The organism is Ancylobacter tetraedralis (assembly GCF_014195655.1).
GTDB lineage: Bacteria > Pseudomonadota > Alphaproteobacteria > Rhizobiales > Xanthobacteraceae > Ancylobacter > Ancylobacter tetraedralis.
This window is the reverse complement of the sequence record NZ_JACICD010000007.1, coordinates 228,836-241,925: the sequence shown is the minus strand read 5'-3', so window position 1 is coordinate 241,925 and position 13,090 is coordinate 228,836. Positions and strand designations below refer to the sequence as shown.

Here is a 13,090-nt window from a genome sequence, read left to right as displayed (position 1 = left end):
GGTCCCGATCGCTCATGGCCGACATTGCGGCGTCCGACGCCTTCTCTTCCGCGCGCAGCGATGCACCGCGGATCTCGTTCGTCTCGCTCGGCTGCCCCAAGGCGCTGGTGGATTCGGAACGCATCATCACCAGCCTGCGCTCGGAAGGCTATGAGCTGTCGCGCCGTCATGAGGGCGCCGACGTCGTCATCGTCAATACCTGCGGCTTTCTCGACAGCGCGAAGGCCGAGAGCCTCGCCGCCATCGGCGATGCGCTGAAGGAGAATGGCAAGGTCATCGTCACCGGCTGCATGGGCGCCGAGCCGGAGCAGATTCGCGCGGCCTACCCGAGCGTGCTCGCCGTTACCGGGCCGCAGCAATATGAGAGCGTGCTGGCCGCCGTGCACCAGGCGGTGCCGCCGACGCATGATCCGTTTGTCGATCTCGTGCCGCCGCAGGGCATCAAGCTCACGCCGCGCCACTACGCCTATCTCAAGATTTCCGAGGGCTGCAACAATCGCTGCACCTTCTGCATCATCCCCAAGCTGCGCGGCGACCTCGTCAGCCGTCCCGCCGGCGACGTGCTGCGCGAGGCCGAACGGCTGGTGGCGGCGGGCGTGAAGGAACTGCTGGTGATCTCGCAGGACACCTCGGCCTATGGCGTCGACGTGAAATACGCCGCCAGCCAGTGGAAGGACCGCGAAGTGCGCGCGCGCTTCCTCGATCTCGCCCGCGAGCTTGGCACGCTCGGCGCCTGGGTGCGCATGCACTATGTCTACCCCTACCCCCATGTCGACGAGGTGATCCAGCTGATGTCGGACGGGGTGATCCTTCCCTATCTCGATATCCCGTTCCAGCATTCCTCGCCGACCGTGCTCAAGCGCATGAAGCGCCCGGCCTCGAATGAGAAGACCCTCGCCCGCATCCTGAAATGGCGCCAGGACTGCCCGGAGCTGACGCTTCGTTCCACCTTCATCGTCGGCTTCCCCGGTGAGACCGATGCGGAATTCGAGGAACTGATTTCCTTCCTCGACGAGGCCGAACTGGACCGCGTGGGCTGCTTCAAATACGAGCCCGTCGCCGGTGCCCCGGCCAATGACCTTGGCGTGGCGATCCCAGACGAGGTGAAGCAGGCGCGGTGGGAGCGCTTCATGGAAGTGCAGCAGCGCATCAGCGCCCGGCGCCTCAAGCGCAAGGTCGGCACGCGCCAGCAGGTGATCATCGATTCGGTCGGTCCGACCGTCGCGATCGGCCGCTCCAAGGCCGATGCCCCGGAGATTGACGGCGTGGTGCACGTCGCCTCGCGCCGCCCGCTGCGCGTCGGGGAGATCGCCACCGTCAAGATCGAGCGCGCCGACGCCTACGACCTGCATGGCACCGCGGTCGGCTTCTGAGGGGGCCGGCTTCGACGCGGGCGAACGGACCGGCGTCGACCACGCCGTTGCTCATTCGAGGATTCGGCGCAGTTCCTCGGAGGGTATGATGCTCTCGTCGACCGTCGGCCAGGCAAGCGCCACGGTGTAGGCGAGCGTCACCGCGAAGGCGAGCGAGAACGTCACCATGCCCAGCACCAGTTGCGGCCGCTTGCCGACATGCAGCGCCGCCAGGCCGACCTGCGACAGCACGCCGAGGATCAGCACGATGATCCAGCGATGCGGCGCCAGATCGGCGTGGAGAATGAAGTAGCGGTCGGTCCGCAGCCGCCGCAGCTCGATCTGCCCGCTGAGCAGCGCGCTGCGGAGGTGGCTGGCGACGGTCGTATCGGCTTCAGCGGCGGCAATGGTAGCGATCAGGGCATCGAACGCCCGCGATACCTGCGGTTCGGGATAGACCCAGCCTTCATCCCACTCATATTTCGAGAGCGCTCGCGCATAGACGTTCACCGCCTCGTCCACCGGCGCGCAGGACGGCCCGCACACGCGCGCGATGTCGAGCATGGCGTCCAGCCGCTGCACTTCCTGCAACACCGTCTGCGCATAGCGGGTCTCGCGGCCCCAGATATCCGTCACCATGAACGCGAGGAATAGCGCGAAGGGCAGCGTCAGCGCCCCGAGATAGGAGGTCTGCAGGTCCTTCGGGTGAAAGCTCGCGACGAAACGCGGACGCATCGCCACCCAGTAGCAGAGCCATCCCGCCAGCAGCGGAATGATACCGATGCAAAGGACGAAGGCCGTGAAGAAATCGCCTGTGATGATGCGCGACCAGTTCACAGCTCCGCCCCCTGCCCTCAGGCTTTGAGAAGGTCGCGCAATGTCGCCTCGATCACTCGGGTGGCGGCGGCGAGGTCGCTGATGCGCACATGCTCGTCGGCGGCGTGGGCATTGGCTTCGAGGATCGAGCGCGGCCCGGCGCCGTACAGCACCGTGGGAATGCCGGCGGCCGTATAGTGGCGCGCATCGGTATAGAGCGGCACGGCGGTTGCCGGCGGCACTTCGCCGAGCACCTCGGCGGCATGCTTCTGGATGGTCTCGACCAGCTTTTCCGTGCCCGGCAGGGTACGCAGCGGCTCGGCGAGAATGATGCGCCGGCACTCGATCTCGATGCCGGGAAGGCCGGCCACCGCCTGCTCGATCCGCGCGGTCAGCTCCGCCTCGACATGGACGCCGTCCTCTTCGGGCGTGAGACGACGATCGACGCGCATGACGATGCGGTCCGGCACGACATTGGTGTTGATGCCGCCGGAGATGAGGCCGACCGTGATTTTCGGCGAACCGATTCCCGGGGTCGCGCTGGTGATGCCGTAGAGGCGCGCGCGCTCCGCATAGATCGCGGTGAGGATGGCATTGGCCGCCTCCAGCGCGTCGGCGCCGGTTTCCGGCATGGCCGCGTGCGCCTGCTTGCCACGCACCACGATTTCGAGGTGCAGCGCGCCGTTATGGGCGATCACGACGGCATAGGAGAAGCCGGCCGAGATGGCGAGATCCGGCTTGGTCAGGTCCTGCTCGATCAGCCATTTCGGGCCGACAAAGCCGCCGGCCTCCTCGTCATAGGTGAAGTGCAGTTCCACCGTGCCGTTGAGCCCCTCCGGCTTTTCCTTCAGGGCCAGCAGGGCGAAGGCATAGGTCGCGAAGTCGGATTTCGACACGGCGGCGCCACGGCCATAGATCGCCCCGCCCTTCTCCTCCGCGCCATAGGGATCGAACGTCCATCCCGCGCCCGGCGGCACGACATCGCCATGGGCGTTGAGCGCGATGACAGGGCCGCCCGTGCCGAAATGCTCGCGCACCACAAGATTGACGACCGACTTCATGCCGTAGGTCTTCACGAAGGGCTCGGGCACCGGGTGGCGCTCGACGGTGAAGCCGAGCTCCTCGAGCAGCTGACCGGCGACCTCGGCATGCGGGGCGCAATCGCCCGGCGGATTGTCGCTCGGCACGCGCACCAGCGCCTTGAGGAACTCGACCTCGCGGGCGAGCCGCACGTTGTCGTCAGCAGCAAGGGTCACGTCAGTACTCCGCCCGTGGCGTCGGTGAGTTGCGGAAGCTGGAAGCGTTCGATGAAGCGCACCAGCGCGGCGGCGGCAAGTCCCATATCGTCGGGGGAGGCATATTCCGCCGGATTATGGCTGATGCCGCCCCGACAGCGAACGAACAGCATGCCGACGGGGCAGAGCTTCGACATGGCCTGCCCGTCATGGCCGGCGCCGGACGGCATGGAAGGCGCAGGATGGCCGAGATCGGCGACGGCATTGCGCAGGCGCAGTTGCAGGTCGCGGTAGCATGGCACGGTCGCCACCTCGTGAAAGGCGGAGATCACCACGCCGAGCCCGCGCAGGTCAGCGATGCGGTGCGCCTCGCGCTCGAAGCGCTCCAGCGCCTCGCGGCGGGATACATCCGAGCCCGAGCGCAGGTCGAGCGTGAACACCACGCGCGAGGGAATGACGTTGATCGAGCCGGGGTCGATATGCATGCGCCCGACGGTCGCCACCATGCCGTGGCGGTCCGCCTTGGCGATCTTCTCCGCCGCGAGCGCCATTTCGGCGGCCCCGAGCAGCGCATCGTGGCGCATGCGCATCGGCACCGTGCCGGCATGGCCGGCCTCGCCCGTCACCGTGATCGACAGGCGCGAAGCCCCGGCGATGGCGGTGACGACGCCGAGCGGCTCGCCATCGGCCTCCAGCACCGGCCCCTGCTCGATATGCGCCTCGACATAGGCGATGACCTTGTTCGGGTCATAGGCGGCGGCGGGAATGTCGTCGGGGTTCTTGCCATAGGCGATCAAGGCGTCGCGATAGCTCACGCCATCGGCGTCGCGCATGGCGAGGCTGGCCGGCGCGAAGATGCCGGCGACGGCGGCGGAAGCCGAAAGCGTGGTGGGAAAGCGCGTGCCCTCCTCGTCGCCGAAGGCCAGCACGTCGATGCCATAGGGCCGAGACAGGCCGGCCTTTTTGATGATCCCGAGCGCGAGGATGCCCAGCACGACGCCCATGGCGCCGTCATATTTTCCGGCCTCGGCCACGGTGTCGATATGCGAGCCGATCAGCAGACGCGGCGCGCCGGGCCCGGCGGGATGCCAGTGGCCGCGCACGGTGCCGAGCGCATCCTCGCTGACATCAAGGCCGGCCTCGCGCATCCAGGTGGCCACCAAGTCGGCGGCGCGGCGGTGCTGCGGCGTGAGGAAGAAGCGGGTGAGGTGATCCGGGCTCTCGGAGATGGCGCCGAGTTCCTCGATCATCGCCGCCGCGCGGGCTCCCAGCGCGGCGATGTCCAGCGGAACGCTCATGGTTTCGTGTCGACGCCTCCGGCCCTGCGAAGCCGGTCCATCCGTCGCCCCGCGCCACCTTTGCTGCGCAATGGCACATGAGCGCCGCTTTGGCAACGATCGCCCGGCTGGACCACCCCGCCGCGCGCCGTCGGGCGCGCCGCGGGGCGGCGATACGGGCAAGGCCCTCGCGATCCGGCGCGCCTGCCCTGCCTGCTGCCTGCTGCCTGCTGCCTGACCTACTTGCCCGGGACCTTGTCGTCGATGCCCTTCACGTACCAGTTCATGGAGAGGATGTCCTTGTCCGGCAGCACGTCGCCCTCCTTCACCACCAGCTTGCCGCTCTGGTCGTAGATCGGGCCCTTGAACGGATTCAACTCGCCGGACTTGATCTTGGCTTCGGTCGCCTGCGCGAAGGCCTTCACGTCGTCGGGCATGTTGGTGTACGGCGCCATGACGACCTCGCCGTCCTTCATGCCGCTCCAGGTATCGGTCGACTTCCAGGTGCCGTCCATGACCTCCTTGACGCGCTCGATATAGTAGGGCGCCCAGTTGTCGACGATCGAGGTCAGCTGCGCATGCGGGCCGAAATTGATCATGTCCGAGGCCTGGCCGAACGCCTTGACGCCGCGCTGCTCGGCGGCCTGCATGGCGGCGGGGCTGTCGGTATGCTGGGAGATCACGTCGGCGCCCTGGTCGATCAGCGCCTTGGCGGCGTCCGCCTCCTTGGCCGGGTCGAACCAGGAATTCGCCCACACGATCTTCACCTTGATATCCGGGTTGACCGACTGCGCGCCGAGCATCAGCGCGTTGATGCCGGAAATCACTTCCGGGATCGGGAAGGAGGCGATGTAGCCGATCGTGCCGGTCTTCGACGTCTTCGCCGCGATCTGGCCGAGGATGTAGCGGCCCTCGTGGAACTTGGAATTATAGGTCGAGACGTTCTTGTCGCGCTTGTAGCCGGTGGCGTGCTCGAAGAACACTTTCGGGTTGCGCTTGGCCACCTTCAGCGTCGGCTCCATATAGCCGAAGGAGGTGGTGAAGATCAGCTTGTTGCCGGCGCGGGCGAGCTGCTCGATCACGCGCTCGGCGTCCGGGCCCTCCGGCACGTTCTCGACATAGGTCGTCTCGACCTTGTCGCCGAATTCCTTCTCCACCGCCTTGCGGCCCTGGTCGTGCTGGTAGGTCCAGCCGAAATCACCGACCGGGCCGATATAGACCCACGCCACCTTGAGCTTCTCGGCGGCCAGCGCCCCGGTGGCCGCGGCACCGGCAAGGCCGAGGCCCGCGGCGATGGCGACCGCCATTGAGATAATCTTGCGCATGAACGTCTCCGCTCCCATCATTCCGCGGCCGAAATCTTCTCACCGGCAGCGCGCGGCCGCACCACGCACCGGGCGGCCGCCAGCGCGGCCGATATGGCAGCCCGCTCAGCGATCGGGCACGAAGGGCACGCCCAGCGAGGCCGGAGCCCCCTGCCCGCGCTTCAGCGCCGATATCGCGACCAGCGCCACGATCGTCGCGAGATAGGGCAGTGCCGAGAGCAGTTGCGAGGGAATGCCGAGGCCGAAGCCCTGCACATGAAGCTGCAAGATCGATACCGCGCCGAACAGATAGGCGCCGGCGAGCAGCCAGAGCGGCTTCCAGGCGGAGAACACCACCAGCGCCAGCGCGATCCAGCCGCGCCCCGCGGTCATGTCGCTGGCCCAGAACGGGGTGTAGGCGAGCGAGAGATGCGCACCCGCCAGCCCGGCGCAGGCGCCGCCGAACATCACCGCCAGCGTGCGGATTCGGCGCACGGGGTGGCCGAGCGCATGCGCCGCGGCATGGCTCTCGCCCACCGCGCGCAGCACGAGGCCGACCCGCGTGCGGGCGAGGCCGTAGGTGACGGCGGCGAGCAGCACCAGCGAGGCGTAGACGAAGGCATCCTGCCCGAAGAGCATCTGCCCGATCACCGGCAGGTCGGTGAGGCCGGGCACCTTCAGCGCCGGCGCGCCGTCCAGCCGGGTGCCGACGAAGGGCGCGCCGATGAGGCCGGCGACGCCGAGCCCGAGTATGGTGGTGGCGAGGCCCGAGGCGACCTGGTTGGTGGCGAGCCAGATGGCGAGGCCGGCGAAGACCAGCGAGAGCGCCATGCCGGCCAGGATGGCGGCGAGCGTGCCCAGCAGCAGGCTTCCCGTGCCGTAGGCGGTGGCGTAGCCGACCGCCGCGCCGACGATCATCATGCCCTCGACGCCCAGATTGAGCGTGCCGGCGCGCTCCGCCACCAGTTCGCCCAGCGAGGCGAGGAGCAGCGTCGTCGCCGCCGCGACGATGCTGGCGAGCACGGCGCCGAGGATGGCGGCATCAAGCATGGCTCGTTCCCTCAACCCGGCGCACGCGATAGCGCACCATCACGTCGGCGGCGAGAATGGCGATCAGCAGCGTGCCCTGGAACACGCGGGTCACGTCGAACGGCAGGCGCATGGAAATCTGCGCCGCCTCGCCGCCAATATAGGTCAGCGCCAGCACGAGGCTCGCCACCACGATGCCGACCGGGTGCAGCCGGCCGAGCATGGCGGCGATGATGGCGGTGAAGCCGTAGCCCGGCGAGATGGAGGGCTGGAGATTGCCGATCGGCCCCGCAACTTCGATGATGCCGGCAAGGCCCGCCAGCGCGCCGGACACCGCGAACACGCCATAGGTCACGCGCCGCTCGTCGAAGCCGGCAAAGGCGGCCGCGCGCGGGGCGGAGCCGCCGATCTCGATCGAATAGCCCACGAGCGTGCGCCCGAGCACGAAGGTCGCCACGACAACGGCGACGAGCGCGAGAATGATGCCGCCATGCAGGCGCCCCTCGTCCATCAGCAGCGGCATCACGGCATTGGCGTCGAAGGTCACGCTCTGGGGGAAATTGAAGCCGTCCGGGTCCTTCCACGGGCCGCGCACGAGATAGTCGAGGCCGAGCTGGGCGACATAGACCAGCATCAGCGAGGTGAGGATTTCGCTGGAGCCGAAGCGTACGCGCAGGAAAGCCGGGATGAGCCCCCACAATGCCCCGCCCAGCGCCCCCATCACCAGCATGGCCGGCAGCACCCAGGGGCCGGCATCGGTTCCGTGGGTGACGAGCGCCAGCCAGGAGCCGACCACCGCGCCGGCCACATATTGCCCCTCCGCGCCGATGTTCCAGCGATTGGCGCGGTAGCAGAAGGCGAGGCCGGTGCCGATCATCAGCAGCGGGCCGGCCTTCACCACCAGTTCCTGCAGCGTGTAGGGATCGAGCAGCGGGCCGACGAAATAGATGCCGAAGGCGCGGATGGGGTCGTGGCCGAGCACCACGAACATGATCGCGCCGACGATGAGGGTGAACACCAGCGCCAGCAGCGGCGCCAGCGCCAGCCTGAGGCCGGAGACGTTCTCCTGCCGTTCGAGCCTAAGCGGCATGGGTGCCCTCCCCGGCAGCCTGCGCCCCACCCATGGCGAGGCCGATCGCCTCGCGCGAGGTTTCCGCCACCGGCACCGGCGCGGTGAGGCGGCCCTCGCTCATCACGGCGATGCGGTCGGTGAATTCGAGCAGCTCATCGAGATCCTGGCTGATCACCAGCACCGCGCAGCCCTCCGCCGCCTTCTGCCGCAGCGTGGTGCGGATGAAGGCCGCCGCGGCGGCGTCGACGCCCCAGGTCGGTTGATCCACGACGATCAGCACCGGCTCGCGCAGCACCTCGCGGCCGATGACGAATTTCTGCAGGTTGCCGCCGGACAGCCGCCGCGCCTTCGGGTCCTTGCCGCCGAAACGCACGTCGAAGCGCTTCACGATTTCCTGGAAACGGGCCAGCAGAGCCGAGCGGCGGATGATGCCCAGGCGCACGATCTCGCCGTCGCCATGGGTGGTCAGCAGCACGTTGTCGGACAGGCGCATGTCCGGCGCGGCCGCGTGGCCGAGCCGCTCCTCCGGCACGAAGCCGGCCTTGAGCGCGCGCCGTTCGGTCGGCCCGAGTCCGCCCGCCGCGACCTTGTCGATGATGATGGCTTCCTGGTCCACCACCGGCTTCTCGCCGGACAGCGCCTCGAACAGCGTGGTCTGCCCGTTGCCGGCGACACCGGCAATGCCGACGATCTCGCCGGCGCGGATTTCCAGATGGATGTCATGCAGCGCCGAGCCGCGCGAGCCGTCGCCGGCCACGTTGAGCTTGTTGACCAGCAGCCGCGGCTCGCCGAGGGCGTGCGTCACGGAGCGCGGCGTGCGCGGCACTTCGGCGCCAACCATCAGTCGGGCGAGGCTGGAGGCTGTCTCGGTCTTGGGATCCACCTCGGCGATGAACTTGCCGCCGCGCAGCACCGTGGCCCGGTGGCAGAGGCGGCGCACCTCGTCGAGCTTGTGGCTGATGAACAGCACCGCCCGGCCCTCGCCGGTCAGAAGGTCGACGGTGCGGAACAGGCTTTCCGATTCGTCGGGCGTGAGCACCGAGGTCGGTTCGTCCAGAATCAGCACGCGCGGGTTGCCGAGCAGGCAGCGCACGATCTCGACCCGCTGGCGCTCGCCCACCGAGAGTTCGCCGACCCGCCGGTAGGGCTCGACGGACAGGCCGTAGCGGTGCACGCAATCCTCGATCCGCGCCGCGAGCGTCGCGAGAGGTTCGTGACCGGCCAGCCCGAGTGCCACATTCTCGACCACGGTGAGCGCGTCGAACAGCGCGAAATGCTGGAACACCACGCCCACGCCCCGGGCGCGGGACGTGGCGGGGTCCGGGAAGACGATCGGGGCACCGTCATAGAGCAGCTCGCCCGAATCGGGCTGCAGCAGCCCGCACATCATCTTCACCAGCGTCGACTTGCCGGCGCCGTTCTCCCCGAGCAGCGCGTGCGTCTCCCCCGCGCGGATGGCGAGGCTGACGTGATCATTGGCAAGGAGGGCACCGAACCGCTTGGTGAGGCCGACCGCTTCCAGAAGCGAGGCCGGCAGCGCGTTCGCCGGGACGTTCTCAGCCATGGGGAGCACCCCGGACAGCGCGGCAGGACAAAGGGCTCAGCCGGGGCGACTTGCCTGAAATGGCGTGCGGCGCGCTGCTCATGCGGTCTCAGGGTACGGAGGGACAGGCGCAAAGCATGGCATGCTCCGTTGCCGGAGCAAGCCTAAAGTCTGGTCCATCCGGTCCGATTTCTGACGCGTTTTTCGCCAGAAGCCACATCCGGCTCAGGGCAGCAGAACCGTCGAGCCGGTGGTGCGCCGCCCTTCGAGGTCGCGATGCGCCTGCGCGGCGTCGGCGAGCTTGTAGCGCTGCTCGATGGTGATCTTCACCACGCCCGAGCCCACCGCGTCGAACAGGTCGTTGGCATTGGCGAGCAGCGCCTGCCGCGTCGCCACATGGGTGGCGAGGGTCGGCCGCGTCGCATAGAGCGAGCCCTTCTGCGACAGCGACAGCAGGCTGAAATTCTCGATCGCTCCCGAGGCATTGCCGAAGCTGGCGAACAGGCCGCGCGGGCGCAGGCAATCCAGCGAGGCGGGATAGGTCGCCTGCCCCACGCCGTCATAGACCACGTCGCACAGGCCGCCCTCGGTGATCTCCTTCACGCGGGCGGCGAAATCCTCTTCGCGGTAGTTGATCACGTAAGTGGCGCCGTTGGCACGGGCGAGTTCGCCCTTCTCGGCGGATCCGACCGTGCCGATGACCGTGGCGCCCAGATGCGCCGCCCACTGGCAGAGGATGAGCCCGACGCCGCCGGCCGCCGCATGCACGAGAAGGGTGTCGCCGGCCTTCACCGGATGGGTCTGGCGCAGCAGGTAGCGGGCGGTCATGCCCTTGAGCATCATTGCCGCCGCGGTCTCGTCGGAAATGGTCTTCGGCAGCTTGAGGATCTGCGCGGCGGAGACAAGGCGCTCGGTGCTGTAGGCGCCGAAGGCGGTGCCATAGGCGACGCGGTCGCCCGGTGCGAACTCGCTCACGCCCTCGCCGACCTCCAGCACGACGCCCGCCGCCTCGCTGCCGGGAATGAAGGGCAGCCCGTACGGCGCCTTGTAGAGGCCGCTGCGGAAATAGGTATCGACGAAATTGAGCCCGATGGCGGTGTGGCGCAGCTTCACCTCGCCGGGCCCCGGCGTGCCCACGGTGATGTCCTCGAAGCGCAGAACCTCGGGGCCGCCGAGCTGGTGGACACGTATGGCTGCAGGCATCGTCACTCTCCGGATGGTCCGGTCGGGGATGGGATAAGGCGGCGGATCCGGCAGCCGGCACTCGTACGGCGGCCGCCCACCGACAAGGCGAGCGCATGGCCGCACGCTCTGTCAGGTCGACGCCTTGCGACGGAAGGGAATGAGGCCGAACAGCAGGAAATAGAGGGCGCACAAGCCCAGACCCACCGTCACCCAGACCGGCGGCTTCAGCCCTTCCACCACGGCGGTGACGCCGAGCACCGCCCACAGCGCCAGCAGCGCGATGGTCACGAAGCGCAGCCGCACCACGCGGAAGGGATGCACGAACTTGATCGGCAGGAAGGTGGCCACCGACAGCCCGGCGATGATGAGGGCGATGACCCAGGAGTTCATCGGAATCAGGAAGAAATAGAACACGACGAGGTTCCACACGGCCGGAAAGCCCTGGAAATACAGGTCGTCGGTCTTCATCTCGGTATCGGCGAAATAGAGCGCGCTGGTGAGAAGGATCGCCGCGCTGGCGGGCACCGCCATCCAGGCCGGCATCAGCCCGCCCATGGCGACGGCGAAGGCCGGCACCAGCACGTAGGTGAGATAGTCGACGACGAGGTCGAGCGTCTCGCCGGACCAGCGCGGCAGTACTTCGCCCACCCGCGCCTTGCGGGCCATGCTGCCGTCGATGCCATCCACGAAGAGGGCCGCGCCGAGCCAGGCGAACATCAACGCCCAGTTGCCTTCGACCGCCGCGATCAGCGCCAGCAGCCCGCACACCGCGCCCGAGGCGGTGAACAGATGCACGGCAAAAGCGACCGTCTGCCGACGGGTCGGACGCTCGGCCAGCGCCTTGTCCACCAGCGATTTGGTCGTTACCGCCATGGCGTCTCCTCCCGCGGCCGGTCGCTTGCTCCGGTCGTCATTGCTTGGTTCATCGTCCTGCATATAGCACGTGCCCGCATTGATCCGCATTGCCAGACCATGCGGCCCTGCTTATCCCACACTTCAGCCTATGCTTATAACCAGTTTTGGTCCGCGGCGAAGGCGGAGCGCGTAACGATCATGCGGAGCGGCGCAATGACATCAGCAAACCCTGCCGGGGATACCAGCCTCGATACCGGCATCGCTACCGTCGCCGTCATCGGCGCGGGGGCGAGCGGACTCGTTGCCGCCCTCGCCTTCGCGGCCGCCGGCCTGAAGGTCGTGCTGGTGGCGCCGCGCCGCGCGCCGGACCCGCGGGCGACCGCGCTGATGGACGGCTCGGTGACGGCGCTGCGCACCCTTGGCGTGTGGGACCGGCTGCGCCCGGACGCCGCTCCGCTACGGGTGATGCGGCTGATCGACGGGACGCAGCGCCTGTTGCGGGCGCCCGAGGTCGATTTCCGCGCCGGCGAGCTGGGCCTGGAAGCCTTCGCCTGGAATCTGGAGAATGAGACACTTCTCGCCGCGCTCGACGCGGCGGTGGCCGACGTACCCGCCATCGAGCGGGTGCAGGCGAGCCTCCTGCGCGTCACCGATGCGGGCGATTCCGTCCGGCTCGAACTCGACGACGGGCGCGCCTTGGCGGTGGCGCTGGTGGCGGCCGCGGACGGGCGTCATTCGCCTTGCCGGCAGGCGGCGGGCATCGAGCTGCGCGCGCATGATTACCCGCAAGTGGCGGTCACCGCCACGCTCGCCCATACGCGCCCCCATGGCGAGGTGTCGACCGAGTTCCACACGGAAACCGGCCCGTTCACGCTGGTTCCGCTGCCGGGCAACCGCTCCAGCATCGTCTGCGTGGTGTCGCCGCGCGAGGCGCAGGAGCTGATGGCGCTCGACGAAGCGGGCTTCGCGCGGGTCATGGAGCGCAAGGCGCGCTCGGTGCTCGGCGCCATGCGGCTTGATTCGCCGCGCGGCGCCTTTCCGCTCGGCGCGCGCACCGCGACGCGCTTTGCCAAGGGCCGCATAGCGCTCATCGGCGAGGCCGCGCACATCATCCCGCCGATTGGCGCGCAGGGGCTTAATCTTGGCATACGCGACGCGGCGACGCTGGCCGAACTGGCGGGTGCGGCGGCGAAGGCGGGCGCGGATATTGGCGGGCCGGAGGTGAGCGAAGCCTATGAGCGACGGCGCCGTGCGGATGTGGAGAGCCGCAGCTTCGCGGTCGACCTGTTCAACCGCTCGCTGCTTACCGGCTTTCTCCCGGTTGCCGGCATGCGTGGGCTCGGCCTGTGGCTGCTCGGCCGCTCGCCGCTGCTGCGCCGCGCCGTGATGCGCCAGGGCGTGGGCCCGACCCGCGACCTGCCG

General features: G+C 68.5%; 11 protein-coding genes. 2 read left to right on the top strand and 9 right to left on the bottom strand.

Annotated elements, in window-relative coordinates; translation table 11 throughout:
- Positions 1-14: 14 nt before the first annotated feature.
- Positions 15-1,373: a 30S ribosomal protein S12 methylthiotransferase RimO gene (rimO, locus tag FHS55_RS18065; RefSeq protein ID WP_183191174.1), complete on the top strand. Its 1,359-nt coding sequence runs from the start codon at positions 15-17 to the stop codon at positions 1,371-1,373.
- Between the two features lie 51 nt (positions 1,374-1,424).
- Here rimO and FHS55_RS18060 read toward each other — a convergent pair whose 3' ends face one another.
- From FHS55_RS18060 to FHS55_RS18020, 9 genes are all read right to left on the bottom strand, one after another.
- Entirely contained in the window at positions 1,425-2,189 is a 765-nt protein-coding gene (locus FHS55_RS18060; protein WP_183191173.1) for a bestrophin-like domain, read from the bottom strand.
- A 17-nt stretch (positions 2,190-2,206) separates the two neighbouring features.
- On the bottom strand, positions 2,207-3,424 hold the full coding sequence (locus FHS55_RS18055; RefSeq protein ID WP_183191172.1) for an ArgE/DapE family deacylase: 1,218 nt from the start codon (positions 3,422-3,424) through the stop codon (positions 2,207-2,209).
- Positions 3,421-4,701 carry an allantoate amidohydrolase gene (locus FHS55_RS18050; protein ID WP_183191171.1) on the bottom strand — a complete coding sequence of 427 codons (1,281 nt, stop codon included), beginning with the start codon at positions 4,699-4,701 and terminating at the stop codon, positions 3,421-3,423. The genes FHS55_RS18055 and FHS55_RS18050 overlap by 4 nt, the downstream gene beginning before the upstream one ends.
- 218 nt (positions 4,702-4,919) lie before the next feature.
- Positions 4,920-6,005 (bottom strand): BMP family ABC transporter substrate-binding protein, encoded by a 1,086-nt coding sequence (locus FHS55_RS18045; RefSeq protein ID WP_183191170.1) that lies wholly within the window; start codon positions 6,003-6,005, stop codon positions 4,920-4,922.
- Between the two features lie 105 nt (positions 6,006-6,110).
- Positions 6,111-7,034, bottom strand: a complete 924-nt coding sequence (locus FHS55_RS18040) for an ABC transporter permease (RefSeq protein ID WP_183191169.1) — start codon at positions 7,032-7,034, stop codon at positions 6,111-6,113.
- The gene (locus FHS55_RS18035) at positions 7,027-8,103 is read right to left on the bottom strand and encodes an ABC transporter permease (RefSeq protein WP_183191168.1); all 1,077 of its coding nucleotides are present in this window, start codon (positions 8,101-8,103) and stop codon (positions 7,027-7,029) included. Before FHS55_RS18035 ends, FHS55_RS18040 begins: the two co-directional genes overlap by 8 nt.
- Positions 8,093-9,649, bottom strand: coding sequence for an ABC transporter ATP-binding protein (locus FHS55_RS18030; RefSeq protein WP_183191167.1), 1,557 nt, complete (start codon positions 9,647-9,649; stop codon positions 8,093-8,095). The genes FHS55_RS18035 and FHS55_RS18030 overlap by 11 nt, the downstream gene beginning before the upstream one ends.
- Positions 9,650-9,853: 204 nt before the next feature.
- Positions 9,854-10,831 carry a quinone oxidoreductase family protein gene (locus tag FHS55_RS18025; RefSeq protein ID WP_183191166.1) on the bottom strand — a complete coding sequence of 326 codons (978 nt, stop codon included), beginning with the start codon at positions 10,829-10,831 and terminating at the stop codon, positions 9,854-9,856.
- Between the two features lie 111 nt (positions 10,832-10,942).
- Positions 10,943-11,686, bottom strand: coding sequence for a CDP-alcohol phosphatidyltransferase family protein (locus tag FHS55_RS18020; protein WP_183191165.1), 744 nt, complete (start codon positions 11,684-11,686; stop codon positions 10,943-10,945).
- Between the two features lie 195 nt (positions 11,687-11,881).
- Between FHS55_RS18020 and FHS55_RS18015 the strand changes: the two genes are divergently transcribed.
- Positions 11,882-13,090 (top strand): UbiH/UbiF family hydroxylase (locus tag FHS55_RS18015; RefSeq protein WP_183191164.1); only part of this gene is annotated, 1,209 nt, incomplete at its 3' end.